Here is a 17,952-nt window from a genome sequence, read left to right as displayed (position 1 = left end):
TGGACAACACAAGAGAGACCGACCGGAGGCGGGGACGATGAACAGCAGTCACGCGAGCGAGCACACCACCGCCGGCTGGACCAGGAAGGCCCGCGGTCCCTGGGCGGTCCTGTGCGCCGTCACCGCCGTGGTCCTGGGCCCGGCCGCCGTCACCGCGTCCGCCCTCGAACAGGCCAACAAGGCCCCGCTGCACCACGCGGTGCGCGCCGACCAGACGCAGGCGTACATCCCGACGGACAGCACCCGCCGCAGGACGGGCGTGTGACACCGGCCGACGGACCGGTCCCTCACTCCTTGAAGCGGCCCCACAGCCGGGGATAGCGCTCGGCGAGCGCCCCCTCGTTCTCGAAGTCGACGGGCGTGCCCTCGGGTTCGGACGGCGCGGGCTCGATGCCGAGGTCCGGCGCGACGGTCCCGGTGAGCTGCTCGTAGGCCTCGTCGGCCGCGTACCCGAGCTCCTCCCCGTCCCCGTCGATCTCCTCGTCGAACTCCTCCAGCAGCTCCGCCAGGGTGTCCGGATCGTGCACCGCGCCCTCGAAGGTCTCCCGGCCCTGCCCGATCAGCCAGCACCGGAAGAAGTCGAAGGCGTCGTCGCTCGCCCCGTCGAGCAGCACCCACGCGGCGCCCCACAGGTCCCAGGTGTAGGCGCGGTTGTAGCGGGACTCGAAGTGCCGGGCGAAGTCGAGCACGGACTCCGGGTCCAGCCGGACCAGCCGCTCCACGAGCAGGTCGGCCTGCTCCTCGGGGTCGCCCTCCGCGGCCGTACGGGAGGCGTCCACCAGCTCCCAGAACTCCAACTCGTCCATCACGGGTCCAAGCATCGTGCCTGCGGGGGTGTGGCGCACCCGGAGTGCCGGGGATTGTCACGCTTGCCCGTACAACTCCGCCAGTCGTCCCGCGTCCTCGGCGAACCGCCGCCGCAGGGAATCGGGGGAGACCACCTCGGCCTCGGCGCCGAGCCCGGTGAGCTGCGTGTGCGCCACGTGCTCCGACTCCACCCGCAGGGTCAGCGTCACCCAGCCCCGGGCGTCGGGTTCCCCGGCCGTCGCCAGCGCGTCCCGGGCGGCCACCGGATCCACGGCGTGCGTCAGCGCGCGCAGTCCGGCCTCCGACAGCCGTACGACGACCTCGGCGCGCAGGATCGAGCGCGCGAACCGCTCCGCCTGCTCGCCCCAGAACCCCGGCAGATCGAAGTCCTCGTCCCGGCTGAAACGATCCTTCAGATCGTCGATCCCGACGAACCGGTCGATACGGTACGTCCGGAAGGCCCCGGTGCCGCCCACCCGCGCGCACAGGTACCAGACCCCCGCCTTCAGCACGAGCCCGTACGGCTCCAGCTCCCGCTCGACCTCACCCTCCCCGCGCCGGTAGCGCGCCCGCACACACCGGTCGTCCCACACCGCCTCCGCGAGCACCGCCAGCGCCCCGGGGGTCTCCGGCTCGCGGAACCACGCGGGCGCGTCCAGATGGAACCGCTGCGCCGCCGCCTTCGGGGCGTCCCGCAGCGAGGGCAGCAGTGCGGCGGACACCTTCAGCCGGGCCGCCGAGGCGGCGTCCTCCAGACCCATCTCCCGCAGCGCCCCCGGCACCCCGCTCAGGAACAGCGCCTCCGCCTCGCTGCGGGCCAGCCCGGTCAGCCCCGTCCGGTACCCGCCGACCAGCCGGTAGCCGCCGGCCCGCCCCCGCTCCGCGTACACCGGGACGCCCGCCTCCGACAGCGCCTGCGCGTCCCGGGTGACGGTCCGCTCGGACACCTCCAGCTCCCGCGCCAGCTCGGCGCCGGTCATGGCGGGGCGGGACTGCAGGAGCAGCACCATCTTGATGAGGCGGGCAGCGCGCATACGGTCATGATGCCGGGGCCCGCGCACCGGAAAGGGGCGTACGGCGGTCGCCGCACACCCCTTCCCTAAACCGTGACCTACGACGGCCCCCGGCTGCTACAGGCCGTAGCGCTCGCGCGCCTCCTTCACCGCGGTGGCCTTGACCTCGCCGCGCCGGGCCAGCTGGGCCAGCGCCGCGACGACCACCGACTGCGCGTCCACGCCGAAGTGGCGGCGCGCCCCCTCACGGGTGTCGGAGAGACCGAAGCCGTCCGCGCCGAGCGAGGACCAGTCCTGCTCCACCCACTGCGCGATCTGGTCCGGGACCTGACGCATGTAGTCGGAGACCGCGAGCACCGGGCCCTCGGCGCCGTGCAGCGCCTGCCGGAGGTACGGGATGCGCTCCTCGCCGCGCAGCAGCGCCGCGTCGGCCTCCAGCGCGTCCCGGCGCAGCTCGGACCAGGAGGTCGCGGACCACACGTCGGCGGCCACGCCCCACTCCTCGGCCAGCAGCCGCTGCGCCTGAAGCGTCCAGTGGATCGCCGTACCGGAGCCCAGCAGCTGGACGCGCGGGGCGTTCGCCGCCGGGGACAGGCCCGCCGACTCCGCCGTGTTGAAGCGGTACAGGCCCTTGACGACACCCTCGTCGATGCCGGGACCGGCCGGCTTCGCGGGCTGCGGCAGCGGCTCGTTGTAGACCGTGAGGTAGTAGAAGACGTTCGGGTCCTCACCCGGGGCGGCCTCGCCGTACATCCGGCGCAGACCGTCCTTGACGATCACGGCGATCTCGTACGCGAAGGCCGGGTCGTAGGTCAGCGCGGCCGGGTTGGTCGCGGCGATGACCGGGGAGTGGCCGTCGGCGTGCTGGAGACCCTCGCCCGTCAGCGTCGTACGGCCCGCGGTGGCGCCGACGAGGAAGCCGCGGCCGAGCTGGTCGCCGAGCTGCCACATCTGGTCGGCAGTGCGCTGCCAGCCGAACATCGAGTAGAAGATGTAGAACGGGATCATCGCCTCACCGTGCGTGGAGTACGCGGTGGACGCGGCGATGAAGTCGGCCATCGAACCGGCCTCGGTGATCCCCTCGTTGAGGATCTGGCCGTTCTTGGCCTCCTTGTAGTACATCAGCTGGTCGCGGTCGACCGGCTCGTACGTCTGGCCCTTGGGCGAGTAGATGCCCAGCGAGGGGAACAGCGACTCCATGCCGAAGGTGCGCGCCTCGTCCGGGACGATCGGCACCCAGCGCTTCCCGGTCTCCTTGTCCCTGACCAGGTCCTTGATCAGACGGACGAAGGCCATGGTGGTGGCCACGTTCTGGGAGCCGGAACCCTTGTCGAAGGAGGCGAACGCCTTCTCGGCGGGGGCGGGCAGCGGGGCCAGCGGGTGCACCCGGCGGGCCGGGGCCGGGCCGCCGAGGGCCGCGCGGCGCTCCTGGAGGTAGCGGACCTCGGGGGAGTCGGCGCCCGGGTGGCCGTAGGGCACCACGCCGTCGGTGAAGTCGCTGTCCCTGATGGGCAGTTCGAGCAGGTCGCGCATCGCCTTGAACTCGTCCACCGACAGCTTCTTCATCTGGTGGTTGGCGTTCTTGGACGCGAAGCCCTCGCCGAGGGTGTGGCCCTTGACCGTCTGGGCCAGGATCACGGTCGGCGCGCCCTTGAACTCGACGGCGGCCTTGTAGGCGGCGTAGACCTTGCGCGCCTCGTGACCACCGCGCGAGAGGTGGAAGCACTCGAGGATCTTGTCGTCGGACAGCAGCTTCGCCATCTCGACGAGCGCCGGGTCCTTGCCGAAGAAGTCCTGGCGGATGTAGGCCGCGTCGCGGGTCTGGTACGTCTGCACCTGGGCGTCCGGCACCTCGCGCAGCCGGCGTACCAGCGCGCCGGTGGTGTCGAGCCGGAACAGCTCGTCCCAGGCGTTGCCCCACAGCGTCTTGATCACGTTCCAGCCGGCACCGCGGAACTGGGCCTCCAGCTCCTGCACGATCTTGAAGTTGGCGCGGACCGGGCCGTCGAGGCGCTGGAGGTTGCAGTTGATGACGAAGGTCAGGTTGTCCAGACCCTCGCGGGAGGCGAGCGCGAGCGCGGCGGTCGACTCCGGCTCGTCCATCTCGCCGTCGCCGAGGAAGGCCCAGACGTGCGACGCGGAGACGTCCTTGATGCCGCGGTTGGTCAGGTACCGGTTGAACCGGGCCTGGTAGATCGCCGACAGCGGGCCGAGGCCCATGGAGACGGTCGGGAACTCCCACAGCCAGGGCAGCCGGCGCGGGTGCGGGTAGGACGGCAGGCCGTCGCCGCCGGACTCACGGCGGAAGTTGTCCAGGTGGGACTCGGTCAGCCGGCCGTCGAGGAAGGCGCGGGCGTAGATGCCGGGGGAGGCGTGGCCCTGGATGTAGAGCTGGTCGCCCGAACCGTCGGCCTCCTTGCCCTGGAAGAAGTGGTTGAAGCCGGTCTCGTAGAGCCAGGCCGCGGAGGCGAAGGTGGCGATGTGGCCGCCGACGCCGTATTTCGAGCCGCGGGTGACCATCGCGGCCGCGTTCCAGCGGTTCCACGCGGTGATCTTCCGCTCCATCTCCTCGTCACCGGGCGCGGACGGCTCGGCGGCGGTGGGGATGGTGTTGACGTAGTCGGTCTCGAGGAGCTTCGGCAGCGCGATGCCGTTGCCCTCCGCCCTCTCCAGCGTGCGGCGCATCAGGTACGCGGCACGGTGCGGGCCGGCCGCCTTGGCGACCGCGTCCAGCGAGGCCTGCCATTCGGCGGTCTCCTCCGGGTCGCGGTCCGGGAGCTGGTCGAGCTCGCTGGGCTGGATGGCGTTGGGGTCGGTCATGTCGCCGCCTTCCTCAGTCGAAGGGGGGTGCCCTTGGTCTTTGGCAGGACAGGGCTGTGGACCCCGGTGGAGGTCCGTCGGCGACTCTAACTCTGATCGATGATCGATCAAAGGGTTGAAAGGAAAAACCTCTCGATTCCGAGAAAGTCGGCACGGGGTGTCTTTCGGACAGGCACCCGGTGCCGCTTGTTCGATGGATTTCCGCAGGTGAGCATGGGTGCGCTCGGGTGTCTCAGGCGCGCGGCGCGCAGCCCAGGACATGCGCCTTCACCAGCTCCGCGATCCTCGGGTCCCGGCGGCGGAACGCCTGCACCAGCTCCTCGTGCTCCTCCGCGTACGACTGCTGCACCGTGCCCAGCCAGCGGATGGACAGCGCGGTGAACACCTCGATGCCGAGGCCCTCCCAGGTGTGCAGCAGCACCGAGTTGCCGGCGGCCCGGACCAGCTCGCGGTGGAAGCCGACGGTGTGGCGGACCTGGGCGGTGCCGTCGGCGTTGCGGTCGGCCTCGTAGAGCGCGGCGACATGCGGCTCCAGCGCCGAGCAGTCCTCGGCCAGCCGCTGGGCCGCGAGCTCGGCGGCGATGGCCTCCAGACCGGCCCGCACCGGGTAGCTCTCCTCCAGGTCGGCCGCGGTCAGGTTGCGCACCCGGACGCCCTTGTTCGGCGCGGACTCGATCAGCCGCAGGCTCTCCAGCTCGCGCAGCGCCTCGCGCACCGGGGTCTGGCTGACCTCCAGCTCGGTGGCGATCCGCCGCTCCACGATGCGCTCGCCCGGCTTCCAGCGACCGCTGACGATCCCCTCCACGATGTGCTCGCGGATCTGTTCGCGCAGCGAGTGGACGACGGGCGCGGTCATGAGTGCTCCTTAGGGAGGGCTTTGACGTTTAGACAATACGGCCGGTTCGCTCCGGTGAGAGGGCGTGCAGGGGCGCTTTTACGCAGGTGAGACGAGACTTACATGTGGCTTGCGGCGCCTTCGGGTGCGGTCCGGCCTGTCGTCGGGCGGATGCGGGCTGTGGGGGGCCGGTCACGCAGTTCCCCGCGCCCCTACAGGCCGGTGCCCCCACCCGGAAACTCCGGGTGGGGGCACCGGCCTGAACGCAGAGGCGAGTTACAGGCCGAGCTCGACCTCGAACTCGCCGGCCTCCAGGATCGACTTGACCGCGGTCAGGTAACGGGCCGCGTCGGCGCCGTCGACCAGGCGGTGGTCGTAGGACAGGGTCAGGTACGTCATGTCGCGGACGCCGATGACCGTGCCCTCCTCCGTCTCGATGACGGCCGGACGCTTCACCGTGGCACCGATGCCGAGGATCGCGACCTGGCCCGGCGGCACGATGATCGTGTCGAAGAGCGCGCCGCGCGAACCGGTGTTGGAGATGGTGAAGGTCGCGCCGGACAGCTCGTCCGGGGTGATCTTGTTGCCGCGGACCTTGCCGGCCAGGTCGGCCGTGGCCTTGGCGATACCCGCGATGTTGAGATCGCCGGCGCCCTTGATGACCGGGGTCATCAGGCCCTTCTCCGAGTCCACCGCGATCCCGACGTTCTCGGAGTCGAAGTAGGTGATCGTGCCCTCGGCCTCGTTGATCTTGGCGTTGATGACCGGGTGGGCCTTCAGCGCCTGGGCCGCCGCCTTCACGAAGAACGGCATCGGGGAGAGCTTGACGCCCTCGCGCGCGGCGAAGGAGTCCTTGGCCTGGGCCCGCAGCCGCATCAGACGGGTGACGTCGACCTCGACGACCGAGGACAGCTGCGCCTGCTCATGCAGCGCCTTGACCATGTTGTCGCCGATGACCTTGCGGATGCGGGGCATCTTGACGGTCTGGCCGCGCAGGGGGGAGACCTCCAGCGCCGGGGCCTTCTTCGCGGCGGCCGGTGCAGCGGCGGCCGGAGCCGGGGCAGCGGTGGCGGCCTTCGCGGCCTCGGCGGCGGCGAGGACGTCCTGCTTGCGGATACGACCGCCGACGCCGGTGCCCTTGACCGAGCCCAGGTCGACGCCGTTCTCGGCGGCGAGCTTGCGCACCAGCGGGGTGACGTACGCACCCTCGTCGGTGGGCTGGGCGGCGGCGGGCGCGGGAACCACGGGCGCCGGGGCGACCGGGGCCGGAGCGGGGGCCGGAGCCGCGGGCTGGACCGGGGCCGGAGCGGCGGCGGCCGGGGCGGCCGGAGCAGCCGGGGCCGGAGCCGGGGCGGCGGGAGCGGCCGGGGCAGCGGCGGCGGGCGCCGGAGCCGGGGCGGCCGGGGCCGGAGCGGCGGCCGGAGCCGCGCCCGGGGCGCCGATGACGGCGAGCTTGGCGCCGACCTCGGCGGTCTCGTCCTCACCGACGACGATCTCCAGCAGGACACCGGCGACCGGCGCCGGGATCTCGGTGTCGACCTTGTCCGTGGAGACCTCGAGCAGGGGCTCGTCCTCCGCGACCTCCTCGCCGACCTCCTTCAGCCAGCGGGTGACGGTGCCCTCGGTGACGGACTCGCCGAGCGCGGGCAGGACCACGTCCGTGCCGGACGCGCCACCGGCGGCCGCGGGGGCCTCGGCGGCGGGGGCCGGGGCCGGGGCGGCCGGGGCCTCGGCCACGGGGGCCGGAGCCGGTGCCGCGGCGGGCTCGGCGGCGGGGGCCGGAGCGGCGGCCGGGGCGCCGGTGCCGTCGTCGATGATCGCCAGCTCGGCGCCCACCTCGACGGTCTCGTCCTCGGCGACCTTGATGGACGCCAGGATGCCCGCGGCGGGCGCGGGGATCTCGGTGTCGACCTTGTCGGTGGAGACCTCGAGCAGCGGCTCGTCGGCCTCTACGCGCTCACCCTCGGCCTTCAGCCAGCGGGTGACGGTGCCCTCGGTGACGCTCTCGCCGAGCGCCGGAAGGGTTACGGAAACCGCCATGGTTTCGGTTGCTCCTTACGAATTGCGGAAGTCTGTGTCGTCGCTTGGTCGACCGAGGGGTCAGTCGTGCGCGTGCAGCGGCTTGCCCGCGAGGGCCAGGTGGGCCTCGCCGAGCGCCTCGTTCTGCGTCGGGTGGGCGTGGATGAGCTGGGCGACCTCGGCCGGCAGCGCCTCCCAGTTGTAGATCAGCTGGGCCTCGCCGACCTGCTCGCCCATGCGGTCGCCGACCATGTGGACGCCGACCACGGCGCCGTCCTTGACCTGGACGAGCTTGATCTCGCCCGCGGTGTTCAGGATCTTGCTCTTGCCGTTGCCCGCCAGGTTGTACTTCAGAGCGACGACCTTGTCCGCGCCGTAGATCTCCTTGGCCTTGGCCTCGGTGATGCCCACGGAGGCGACCTCGGGGTGGCAGTACGTCACCCGCGGGACACCGTCGTAGTCGATCGGGACGGCCTTCAGACCGGCCAGACGCTCCGCCACCAGGATGCCCTCGGCGAAGCCGACGTGCGCGAGCTGGAGGGTCGGGACCAGGTCACCGACGGCGGAGACGGTGGGGACGTTCGTCCGCATGTACTCGTCGACCAGGACATAGCCGCGGTCCATCGCGACGCCCTGCTCCTCGTAGCCGAGACCGGCGGAGACCGGGCCGCGGCCGACCGCGACCAGCAGGATCTCGGCCTCGAACTCCTTGCCGTCGGCCAGGGTGACCTTGACGCCGTCGGCGGTGTACTCGGCCTTCGAGAAGAAGGTGCCCAGGTTGAACTTGATGCCGCGCTTGCGGAACGCGCGCTCCAGGAGCTTGGAGCTGTTCTCGTCCTCGACCGGGACGAGGTGCTTCAGACCCTCGATGACGGTGACGTCCGCGCCGAAGGACTTCCACGCCGAGGCGAACTCGACGCCGATGACGCCGCCGCCCAGGATGATCGCGGACTTCGGCACGCGGTCCAGGACGAGGGCGTGGTCGGAGGAGATGATCCGGTTGCCGTCGATCTCCAGGCCCGGCAGCGACTTCGGCACGGAGCCGGTCGCCAGCAGGATGTGACGGCCCTGGACGCGCTGTCCGTTGACGTCGACGGAGGTCGGGGAGGACAGGCGGCCCTCACCCTCGATGTACGTCACCTTCCGGGAGGCGACGAGACCCTGGAGGCCCTTGTACAGGCCGGAGATCACGCCGTCCTTGTACTTGTGGACCCCGGCGATGTCGATGCCCTCGAAGGTGGCCTTGACGCCGAACTGCGCGCTCTCGCGGGCCTGGTCGGCGATCTCGCCCGCGTGCAGCAGGGCCTTGGTGGGGATGCAACCCCGGTGCAGGCAGGTGCCGCCGACCTTGTCCTTCTCGATCAGGGCGACGTCCAGGCCCAGCTGCGCCCCGCGCAGGGCCGCGGCGTAACCGCCACTACCACCGCCGAGGATCACTAGGTCGAAAACGGTGCTGGCGTCGTTCGCCACGTCACGTCCTCCATGCATGTGCGCCGTGCGCCGGTCGTCGCTGACCGCCGGCGGCTGGTGTCCGGCCGCTCTTTCTCCGGCCCTGTGGTGGGGGCCCTGTCCTGCCGACGCCCATCCTCGCACTTGTCGGAGGCCAACGAGACACGGGGCACCTATGTGAGACGCCCCACGTATCGCGACCAAGGGGCGCGGGGAACTGCGCGACAAGCCACATCCGGCCCGCACCCGCCCCACGGACGGCCGGACCCGAGTGATCAGGCGCACAGTTCCCCAGCCCGGAGAACTAGCCCAGCTCACCCGCCGCGGTCAGTTCGGCAAGGCGCACCAGCGTCCGCACCGCGGTCCCCGTGCCGCCCTTCGGCGTGTACCCGAAGGGCCCGCCCTCGTTGAACGCGGGCCCGGCGATGTCCAGGTGCGCCCAGGTGATCCCCTCGCCCACGAACTCGCGCAGGAACAGACCGGCCACCAGCCCGCCGCCCATCCGCTCGCCCATGTTCGCGATGTCGGCGGTGGGGGAGTCCATGCCCTTGCGCAGGTGCTCCGGCAGCGGCATCGGCCAGGCCGGCTCGCCGACCTCCTCGGCGGCCTCGTACACGGCCGTGCGGAACGCGTCGTCGTTGGCCATGACGCCGAACGTCCGGCTGCCCAGCGCCAGCATCATCGCGCCGGTCAGCGTCGCCACGTCGACGATCGCGTCCGGCTTCTCCTGGGACGCCGCCCACAGCGCGTCCGCGAGGACCAGGCGGCCCTCCGCGTCGGTGTTCAGCACCTCCACGGTCTTGCCGCTGTACATCCGCAGCACGTCACCCGGGCGGGTGGCGGTGCCCGACGGCATGTTCTCGGCCAGCGCCAGCCAGCCGGTGACGTTGACCTGGAGGCCGAGCCGCGCGGCGGCGACCACGGCGGCGAAGACCGCCGCCGCCCCGCTCATGTCGCACTTCATCGTCTCGTTGTGACCGGCCGGCTTCAGCGAGATGCCGCCCGAGTCGTAGGTGATGCCCTTGCCGACGAAGGCGAGGTGCTTGTCCGCCTTCGAGGCGGTGTACGACAGCTTGACCAGGCGCGGAGCCGCGGCGGAGCCGCCGCCGACGCCCAGGATGCCGCCGTAGCCGCCCTTGGCGAGGGCCTTCTCGTCGAGCACCTGGACCTTGATGCCGTGCTCCTTGGCCGCGGTCTGCGCCAGGGTGGCGAACGCCTCGGGGTCGAGGTCGTTCGGCGGCATGTTGATGAGGTCGCGGGCCCGGTTGAGCTCCTCGCCGACGGCCGTGGCACGGGCGAGCGCGGCCTTGTGGGCGGCGTCGCGCGGCTTCCCGCCGAGCAGGGCGGCCTCGGCGAGCGGCGCCTTGGCGTTCTTGGCCTTGGCGTCGGCGCCGTTCTGCTTGTAGGCGTCGAAGGAGTAGGCGCCCAGCACCACGCCCTCGGCGACCGCGCCGACATCGGCGGCGTCCGTCAGGGGCAGGGCGAAGGCGGCCTTCTTGGAGCCGGTGAGGGTGCGGGCGGCCACGCCTGCCGCCCGGCGCAGCGCCTCGGCGTCGTAGGAGGCGTCCTTCTCGGGCTCCGCGCCCAGCCCCACCGCGAGCACGAGCGGCGCCTTGAAGCCGGCCGGGGCGGGCAACTTCGTCACCTCGCCCTCGGCGCCGGTGGCACCGAGGGTTTCCAGCACGCCGGCGAGGCGGCCGTCGTAGGCCAGGTCGACGGGCTCGGAGCCCGGGGCAACGATCGGGCCCTTTACGCCCTTGGCGACACCGATCACGATCGCGTCGGCCCGAAGGCCGGGCGCCGCGGCGGTGCTGAGAGTGAGAGCAGTCACGGTGGTGAAATCTCGCTTCCGATGTGGAGTTGCTGTGGCCGGAATGGGTGGGTCGACCGGGCCCGGCAGCAGACCCTAGACGGTGTCTGATCTCGGCCGGAGGCGCGGTTGCATCCGGGGTGCGTCGCATCGGCGCGGCGAACCGGCGTGACGAACCCCGCAACGAGCCTACGCGTGCCTGCGCATTCGCTCATGCACGCGAGCGTTCACCTGTCTGTGGCGTCGTAGCCATTTCTGGATCCTGGCACTCCATGAGGTGGGTCACACTCGTCGGGTTCCGGCGAAGAGATCACTTCGCTGTTTCGCACGATTTCCACGGATCCTTCGCCGTATCGGCACAGCCATGCCTGCTGCCCGCGCGGAGGTCCATCTCTGGGGGAGGACACACCATGGCGCAGCGTGCGCACATGTGGAGAAACGCCAAGAACGCCGCCGCCTTCATGGCGGCCGCGGGGCTGACGGCGCTGAGTCTGGGGGCGGCACCCGGCGCCACCGCGGCAGGGGAGCCGCGGATCGACCTGAGGGTCCTGGTCGTGGACAACGGGGACACCCCCGTGCAGGCCATCACCGCCCAGCTGAAGAGCACCGGCATCCCGTACACCGTCGTCGACCTGAACTCCGCGAGCCGGCCGACGATCACCGCGGCCTTCCTGGCCGACACGGTGAACGGGACCGCGAGGGCGAGGTTCCAGGGCGTCGTACTGCCCAACGAGGCACCGTTCGGGGCCGGTTCGGCCGAGCAGACCGCGCTGGAGACGTACGAGAAGACGTACGGCATCCCGCAGGTCGACGCCTACACCTGGGCGCACCCCGAGGTCGGCCTGGAGTACGCGAACTACTCCGGCTCCCTCGACGGGCAGCAGGCGTCCGTGACCACGGCCGGCCAGGCCGGCTGGTTCGGCTACCTCGACGGCGGCTTCACCTTCGAGGACAACTCGCCCACGATCGGCGAGAGTTACGGCTACCTGGCGGCGCCCAGGGCCGGCTACACCAGCTATGTCGACGCACCGCTGCCGGGGGGCGGCGGCACCGGCAGCCTGGTCGGCGAGTACGCCCACGACGGACGCCGCGAGCTGGTCGTGACGTTCGCCTACAACCAGTACCAGCAGCAGTTCCGGCTGCTCGCCCGCGGCATCGTCGAGTGGCTCACCCAGGGCGTCCACCTGGGCCAGGCCCGCAACTACTTCGCCGTCCACGTCGACGACGTGTTCGCGCCCGACGCCCGCTGGGACGCCGCGCGCAACTGCACGCCCGGCGACATCGACTGCGTCGGCGGCGGGGACGACAGCGAGACCCCGATCCGGATGACGGCCGCCGACGCGGCCTACGCCGCCCAGTGGCAGCAGGAACACGGCTTCACCATGGACATGGTGTACAACGCCGGCGCCGGGGAGGAGTGGAAGACCGAGAACGGCGGCACCGACGCCATGGCCGACCGGCTCCTCGCCGACAAGGCCCAGTACCGCTGGATCAACCACACTTACACCCACCCGTTCCTCGGCTGTGTGCAGGACACCTCCACCGTGCCGTGGAGCTGCGCGAAGAACGCCGACGGCTCGACGCAGTACATGAGCCGCGCCGACATCTCCGCGCAGATCCGCGACAACAACAACTGGGCCGCGGCCAAGGGCCTGCCGGTCGACCGCACCGAGCTGGTCACCGGTGAGCACTCGGGCCTCAAGACGCTGCCGCAGCAGCCGAACGACAACCCGAACCTGGCCCGCGCGCTCTCCGACAACGGCGTCAGGTGGATCGCCTCGGACAACTCGCGCGAGCCCGAGCAGCGCGCCGTGGGCAACGCGCTGACCGTCCCGCGCTACCCGATGAACGTGTACTACAACACGGGCACCAAGGCCGAGATGGCCGACGAGTACAACTGGATCTACACCTCGAAGGCCGACGGCGGCAGCGGCATCTGCGAGGGCAACGCGTCCTCCACCTGCCTCTCCCAGCCGCTGGACACGGCGACCGGCTACGACGACTTCATCGTCCCCCAGGAGGCCCGCACCGACCTCGGCCACGCCATCAGCAACGACCCGCGGCCGCACTACGCCCACCAGTCCAACCTGGCCGAGGACCGCCTCCTCTACCCGGTCATGGACAAGGTCCTCGCCGACTACAAGGCCCTGTTCGCCGACAACACCCCCCTGGAGAACCTCCGCCAGAGCGCCATCGGCACCGAACTCCAGCGCCGCGCCGCCTGGCAGGCCGCCGTCGCCGCCAACAAGGTGACCGCGTACCGCATCGGCAACACGGTCACGATCACCGCGCCGAACGGCACCCAGATCCCGGTCACGGCGCCGGAGGGCACCAAGAAGCAGCAGCTCATCGGCACCTCCGTCTTCGGCACGCCGTACGCGGGCCGCCGCTCGGACTGGACCACGGCAGGCAGCCTCGGAAACACCCTCACGCTGAAGCTGGCGTAACCACCAACGCCCCTGGAGGGCGCGCGAAGCGCACGCCCTCCAGGGGCGCGGGGAACTGCGCGACCAGCCACCACGGACCCGCACCCGGCACCCGGTCCGCAGTTCCCCCCACACCATCCGCACAACCAGGGGGAGGCCGCGCAGCGATGCGCACAGGCCGAAGCGTCACCATGCTCACCGAAGGCACCTACCCGCTCGTCCACGGCGGGGTCAGCACCTGGTGCGACCAACTCGTCAAGGGCATGCCGGAAGTGGACTTCCACGTCGTCTCGCTCTCCGGCAGCGGCCGCGAACCCGTGACCTGGGAGCTGCCGCCCAACGTCCGCCGCCACAGCTCCGTGCCGACCTGGGGCCCGCGCCCCGGCCGCCACCGGCCGCCGTACGGCAGGGACCTGCGCCGCTTCGGCGACGCCCACGAACGTCTGCTGCTCTCGATCCTCGACCCCGAGTCACCCTGCGACTTCGGCGAGAGCCTCTACGAACTGGCCGCGCTCGCCCGCGAGGGCCGGCTCTCGGCGGCCCTGCGCACCGAGACCGCGCTGCGCGCCCTGCTGGCGATCTGGACCATGCCGCACCTGCCCACCGCGGCCGCCGCACCCACCGTGCACGACGCGCTCACCGCCATCGACCTGCTGGAACACGCCCTGCGCCCGCTGGGCTTCAAGGTCCCCGCCGACTCGGTCGCGCACGCCGTCAGCAGCGGCCTCGCCACCCTGCCCGCCCTCGCCGCCCGCCACTTCGACGGCGTGCCGTTCCTCCTCACCGAACACGGCATCTATCTGCGCGAGCGCTACCTCGGCAGCCGACGCGAGGCACAGCGCTGGCCGGTGAAGGCCTTCATACTCGGCTTCCACCGCGCCCTGAACACCCTCGGCTACCGCGCGGCGGACCTCATCACGCCCTGCAACCAGTACAACCGCCGCTGGGAGGAGCGCGGCGGCGCCGACCCGCAGAAGATCCGCACGGTCTACAACGGCGTCGACCCGCACGCCTTCCCGCACGCCGGACCCGAGCCCGACGTGCCCACCCTGGCCTGGTGCGGCCGCATCGACCCCATCAAGGACCTGGAAACCCTGCTGCGCGCCTACGCCGTCGTCCGCGCCGAACTCCCCGACACCCGACTGAGGTTGTTCGGCCCGGTGTCCCCCGGCTGCGAGGAGTACGCGACCCGGCTGGAGAAGCTCGCCGCCGAACTCGGCGTCACCGACGGCCTCACCTTCGAGGGCCGCGTCACCGACGTCTCGCGCGCCTACGCCGCCGGCCATCTCGTGCTGCTGTCCTCGATCTCCGAGGGCTTCCCGTTCTCCCTCATCGAGGCCATGTCCTGCGGCCGTACGACGGTGTCGACGGACGTCGGCGGTGTGCGCGAGGCCGTCGGCGACACCGGTCTGGTCGTCCCGCCACGCGAACCGGAGAAGCTGGCCGCCGCCGCCCTGACCCTCCTCAAGGACGACGAACGGCGCCTGAAGCTCGGCGCGTTGGCCCGGCAGCGGGTCATCGACCGGTTCACGCTCCGCCGTTCGGTCGACCACTTCCGCACGATCTACCAGGAACTCGCGGGCCTGGACGTCTACGAACCCACGGTCGAGACGGTCGCCGACTGGACCCGGGAACTGCGCGACCCGTGGTACCGGGCCGTGGCGACGGACGGGACGGGCTGGTGAAGCGCGGGACCACCGGCGGCGAGACGGCCACACGACCCCATGTCCCCCGGCAGCGCACCGCACGGACCCCCTCCTGGGCCGCCCCGGACCCGGTCGACCGGCTCGCCGCACAGCTGGGCGACTTCGCGGCCGCCGCCGTCCACCCGGACGAGATAGCCGCGGTGCTGGAGTCCGACGGCCTCTCCGACGACCAGATCCGCGAACGCTACGGCGTGCGCAACTCCTTCGCCCTCGCCGAGGAGCTCTACGCCCGCGTCCCACGCCGCCACCCGGAACCCGAAGCGCCGCCGCACGACCCCTGGCGGGTCGGCCTGCGCGCCTGCCTCCTGCGCGGGCTCGTCTTCGCCCTGCCCGGCTTCGCGTACGTCCTCGGCGCCCCGCTGCTCACCGGCCCGGCCGGCGCCCCCGGCCTGCCGCCGGGCACGGTCCCGCTGCTGGCCGGCGCGCTGTTCGGCTGGACCTGGAACCAGGGCCTGTCGCACCGGGCGTACGCCTGGCTGGGGCTCGGCGACCGCGCGGCCGCCCGGCGCTGCCTCCTCGTCGGGGCCCCGGTGGGCGCCCTGCTCGGCGCGCTGACCGCACTGGCCTGCGCCGGGCCCGCCGACGGGGCGGCCGTGGCCTTCGCCGCCGGCCAGTCCTGCTACCTCGGCGCCTCCACCACCCTGCTCGTCCTCGGCCGCGAACGAGCCCTGCTCGCCGCCCTGACCCCGCTCCCGGCCGGCGCCCTGCTGGCCCTGGCCCGCCCCGTCCCCGACCCGCTCGGCCTGACCCTGCTGCTGGGTTCACTGGCCGCGGTGATGCTGCTCGCACTGCTCTCGGTCGCGCCCTCCCGGCGGGAGCGGGCCTCCGTACGGGAGCCGGTCCCCAGGGCCGACGCCCCCGCGCCGACGGCCTCCCTGCCGTACGCCCTGTTCGGCCTCGGCAGCGGCGCCCTCGTCCTGTACGCGGCCCTCGGCGACGTCCTGGCGGGGCAGGAGCACAGTGCGCTCGCCGCCCCCTCCGCCGTGGCGCTCACCCTCAGCATGGGACCCGCCGAGTGGCTGCTGTACCGCTTCCGCAGCGGCAGCCTGGCCGGACTGCGCACCACGGGCACCCCGCACGCCTTCCGGCGGGCGACCCTGCGCACCGGCGCCGGATGCCTCGCCGCCTACCTGCTGGTCCTCCTGGCCCTCGGCCCGATCGCCACCGCGCTGTGGCCGGACGCGCCCGGCCTCACCGCCGTACGCCTCGCGGACCTGCTCCTGCTGGGCGTGGTGCTGTGGACCGGGCTGCTGCTCCAGTCGTTCGGCGCGGTCCGCGGCCCGGCCGCCGTCTGCTGCGCCGCCGCCCTCGCCCAGACCCTCGCCCTGCTCACCCACCTCACCGACCCGCACGGGGTGGCCCTTACGGTGTACGCAACGGCGGCCGCCGTCCAGGCGCTGCTGATCCGCACACTCCTGGGAAGAGCGACGGCCCACCGATGAACACGCGATCCCTCCTCGCGACCGCGTCCCTGCTCCTGCTGCTCACGGGCTGCACGACGGTCTCCGACGGCCGGTCCGACCAGCCGGAGCCGGCCGGTACGGCCACGGGGAAGCGCTGGCAGCCCCGGCCCGGCACCGACTGGCAGTGGCAGCTCAGCGGCAGGCTGGACACCTCCGTGGACGTCCCGGTGTACGACATCGACGGCTTCGACCACTCCGAGGAGACCGTCGCCGCCCTGCACCGGGACGGCCGCAAGGTCATCTGCTACCTGTCCACCGGCGCCTGGGAGGACTGGCGCCCGGACGCCGACGACTTCCCGAAGGCGGTGATCGGCAAGGGCAACGGCTGGAAGGGCGAGCGCTGGCTCGACATCCGGGCGGTGGACGTCCTCGAACCCCTGATGGCGGCGCGCCTCGACATGTGCCGGGACAAGGGCTTCGACGCGGTCGAGCCGGACAACATGGACGGCTACAAGAACACCACCGGCTTCCCGCTGAAGGCGGCCGACCAGCTCCGCTACAACCGGCTGCTCGCCCGCCTCGCGCACGAACGGGGCATGTCCGTCGGCCTGAAGAACGACCTCGACCAGATCCCCGCACTCGTCGACGACTTCGACTTCGCGGTCAACGAGCAGTGCGCGCAGTACGACGAGTGCGCGGACATGACCCCGTTCATCGAGGCGGACAAGGCGGTCTTCCATGTCGAGTACGAGCTGCCGACCAGCGACTTCTGCGCCGAGTCCCGGCGGCTGAAGCTCAGTTCGCTGCTGAAGAAGTACGAGCTGGGGGTGTGGCGGGAGGCCTGCTAGCCGCCCAGCCGACCGCCCAGTGTCAGGGCCACCAGGGCCGCCGTCGCCGCTGTCTCCGCCACGCCGCCGAACACGTCTCCCGTCACGCCGCCGAAGCGGCGGACGCAGTGCCGCAGGAGGAGTGCGGCGGTGGCCAGCGCGGCGAGCAGGGCCAGGGGGGCGCGGGCGGTGTCGTAGGGCCCGGACAGCGCGCCGCAGGCCGCGGCGGCGGCCGTGGACAAGGCCGTCACCGTCAGCGCGGCCGGTACCGGGACCACGCCGGCCACCGCCGCGCCCAGCCCCTCCGGCCGGGCCGGCGGGACACCCGCCCGCGCCGCCAGGGTGAGGGCGAGGCGGGCCGCCACCGCCGAGACGACGGCCGCGACCGCACCCCGCGCCCACGAGTCGTCGTACAGCCGCGCCAGCGCCGCCACCTGGGCGAGCAGCACGAACACCAGCGTGAGCACCCCGAACGGCCCGATGTCCGACTGCTTCATGATCCGCAGCGCGTCCTCGGCGGGCTTGCCGCTGCCCAGACCGTCCGCCGTGTCGGCCAGCCCGTCGAGATGCAGCCCGCGCGTGAGCACGGCGGGTACGGCGGCGGAGCCCACGGCGGCGAGCAGCGGGCCCGCGCCGAGGAGGAGCAGCAGCAGACCGAGGCCCGCCGCGCCGCCCCCGACGACCAGCCCGACGACGGGCGCGCACAGCATGCCGCCGCGCGCCGCCTCCCGGTCCCAGCGGCTCACCCGTACGGGGAGCACGGTGAGGGTGCCGAAGGCGAAGCGGAGGCCGTGCAGCGGTGGCGGGGTCATGGACACGGCGGCAGACTAGCCCGGA

Annotated in this window: 13 protein-coding genes; 5 read left to right on the top strand and 8 right to left on the bottom strand. The window is 72.3% G+C overall.

Features of this window, described 5'->3' with window-relative positions:
* Nucleotides 1-37: 37 nt before the first annotated feature.
* Complete coding sequence (locus ACYQ8Q_RS13475; protein WP_460064766.1) at nucleotides 38-265, top strand: hypothetical protein; 228 nt, start codon at nucleotides 38-40, stop codon at nucleotides 263-265.
* Between the two features lie 22 nt (nucleotides 266-287).
* Here ACYQ8Q_RS13475 and ACYQ8Q_RS13470 read toward each other — a convergent pair whose 3' ends face one another.
* From ACYQ8Q_RS13470 to ACYQ8Q_RS13440, 7 genes are all read right to left on the bottom strand, one after another.
* Entirely contained in the window at nucleotides 288-806 is a 519-nt protein-coding gene (locus ACYQ8Q_RS13470; protein WP_460073301.1) for a DUF4240 domain-containing protein, read from the bottom strand.
* Nucleotides 807-863: 57 nt separating this feature from the next.
* A complete protein-coding gene (locus tag ACYQ8Q_RS13465; RefSeq protein WP_460064765.1) occupies nucleotides 864-1,841 on the bottom strand; it encodes a helix-turn-helix transcriptional regulator in 978 nt (325 codons plus the stop codon).
* Between the two features lie 96 nt (nucleotides 1,842-1,937).
* Entirely contained in the window at nucleotides 1,938-4,640 is a 2,703-nt protein-coding gene (gene aceE, locus ACYQ8Q_RS13460; protein ID WP_460064762.1) for a pyruvate dehydrogenase (acetyl-transferring), homodimeric type, read from the bottom strand.
* A 232-nt stretch (nucleotides 4,641-4,872) separates the two neighbouring features.
* Entirely contained in the window at nucleotides 4,873-5,496 is a 624-nt protein-coding gene (locus tag ACYQ8Q_RS13455) for a GntR family transcriptional regulator (RefSeq protein WP_055632373.1), read from the bottom strand.
* A gap of 255 nt (nucleotides 5,497-5,751) precedes the next feature.
* Nucleotides 5,752-7,515, bottom strand: coding sequence for a 2-oxoglutarate dehydrogenase, E2 component, dihydrolipoamide succinyltransferase (gene sucB, locus ACYQ8Q_RS13450; RefSeq protein ID WP_460064761.1), 1,764 nt, complete (start codon nucleotides 7,513-7,515; stop codon nucleotides 5,752-5,754).
* A 60-nt stretch (nucleotides 7,516-7,575) separates the two neighbouring features.
* Nucleotides 7,576-8,964, bottom strand: a complete 1,389-nt coding sequence (gene lpdA, locus ACYQ8Q_RS13445) for a dihydrolipoyl dehydrogenase (RefSeq protein ID WP_460064759.1) — start codon at nucleotides 8,962-8,964, stop codon at nucleotides 7,576-7,578.
* A 283-nt stretch (nucleotides 8,965-9,247) separates the two neighbouring features.
* The gene (locus tag ACYQ8Q_RS13440; protein ID WP_460064756.1) at nucleotides 9,248-10,774 is read right to left on the bottom strand and encodes a leucyl aminopeptidase; all 1,527 of its coding nucleotides are present in this window, start codon (nucleotides 10,772-10,774) and stop codon (nucleotides 9,248-9,250) included.
* A 389-nt stretch (nucleotides 10,775-11,163) separates the two neighbouring features.
* On the opposite strand from ACYQ8Q_RS13440, the gene ACYQ8Q_RS13435 reads away from it, so the two are divergent.
* From ACYQ8Q_RS13435 to ACYQ8Q_RS13420, 4 genes are all read left to right on the top strand, one after another.
* Complete coding sequence (locus ACYQ8Q_RS13435) at nucleotides 11,164-13,200, top strand: hypothetical protein (RefSeq protein ID WP_460064753.1); 2,037 nt, start codon at nucleotides 11,164-11,166, stop codon at nucleotides 13,198-13,200.
* A gap of 146 nt (nucleotides 13,201-13,346) precedes the next feature.
* Nucleotides 13,347-14,864 (top strand): GT4 family glycosyltransferase PelF, encoded by a 1,518-nt coding sequence (gene pelF, locus ACYQ8Q_RS13430; protein ID WP_460064751.1) that lies wholly within the window; start codon nucleotides 13,347-13,349, stop codon nucleotides 14,862-14,864.
* On the top strand, nucleotides 14,861-16,327 hold the full coding sequence (locus ACYQ8Q_RS13425; protein WP_460064749.1) for a hypothetical protein: 1,467 nt from the start codon (nucleotides 14,861-14,863) through the stop codon (nucleotides 16,325-16,327). The genes pelF and ACYQ8Q_RS13425 overlap by 4 nt, the downstream gene beginning before the upstream one ends.
* On the top strand, nucleotides 16,324-17,136 hold the full coding sequence (locus ACYQ8Q_RS13420) for an endo alpha-1,4 polygalactosaminidase (protein WP_460064745.1): 813 nt from the start codon (nucleotides 16,324-16,326) through the stop codon (nucleotides 17,134-17,136). The genes ACYQ8Q_RS13425 and ACYQ8Q_RS13420 overlap by 4 nt, the downstream gene beginning before the upstream one ends.
* Here the strand turns inward: ACYQ8Q_RS13420 and ACYQ8Q_RS13415 are convergent.
* On the bottom strand, nucleotides 17,133-17,927 hold the full coding sequence (locus ACYQ8Q_RS13415) for an adenosylcobinamide-GDP ribazoletransferase (RefSeq protein WP_460073299.1): 795 nt from the start codon (nucleotides 17,925-17,927) through the stop codon (nucleotides 17,133-17,135). The two genes, ACYQ8Q_RS13420 and ACYQ8Q_RS13415, sit on opposite strands and share 4 nt — an antisense overlap.
* Between the last annotated feature and the right edge of the window lie 25 nt (nucleotides 17,928-17,952).

The sequence above is a fragment of the Streptomyces sp. YKOK-I1 genome, from assembly GCF_054660435.1.
Note: the sequence above shows the minus strand (reverse complement) of the source record. Positions and strands in the feature narration are given on the sequence as shown.

Coding starts and splice junctions, on each gene's coding strand:
- ACYQ8Q_RS13475 (WP_460064766.1), top strand. CDS start 38: ATGAACAGCAGTCACGCGAGCGAGCACACCACCGCCGGCTGGACCAGG.
- ACYQ8Q_RS13470 (WP_460073301.1), bottom strand. CDS start 806: ATGGACGAGTTGGAGTTCTGGGAGCTGGTGGACGCCTCCCGTACGGCC.
- ACYQ8Q_RS13465 (WP_460064765.1), bottom strand. CDS start 1,841: ATGCGCGCTGCCCGCCTCATCAAGATGGTGCTGCTCCTGCAGTCCCGC.
- aceE (WP_460064762.1), bottom strand. CDS start 4,640: ATGACCGACCCCAACGCCATCCAGCCCAGCGAGCTCGACCAGCTCCCG.
- ACYQ8Q_RS13455 (WP_055632373.1), bottom strand. CDS start 5,496: ATGACCGCGCCCGTCGTCCACTCGCTGCGCGAACAGATCCGCGAGCAC.
- sucB (WP_460064761.1), bottom strand. CDS start 7,515: ATGGCGGTTTCCGTAACCCTTCCGGCGCTCGGCGAGAGCGTCACCGAG.
- ACYQ8Q_RS13435 (WP_460064753.1), top strand. CDS start 11,164: ATGGCGCAGCGTGCGCACATGTGGAGAAACGCCAAGAACGCCGCCGCC.
- pelF (WP_460064751.1), top strand. CDS start 13,347: ATGCGCACAGGCCGAAGCGTCACCATGCTCACCGAAGGCACCTACCCG.
- ACYQ8Q_RS13420 (WP_460064745.1), top strand. CDS start 16,324: ATGAACACGCGATCCCTCCTCGCGACCGCGTCCCTGCTCCTGCTGCTC.
- ACYQ8Q_RS13415 (WP_460073299.1), bottom strand. CDS start 17,927: ATGACCCCGCCACCGCTGCACGGCCTCCGCTTCGCCTTCGGCACCCTC.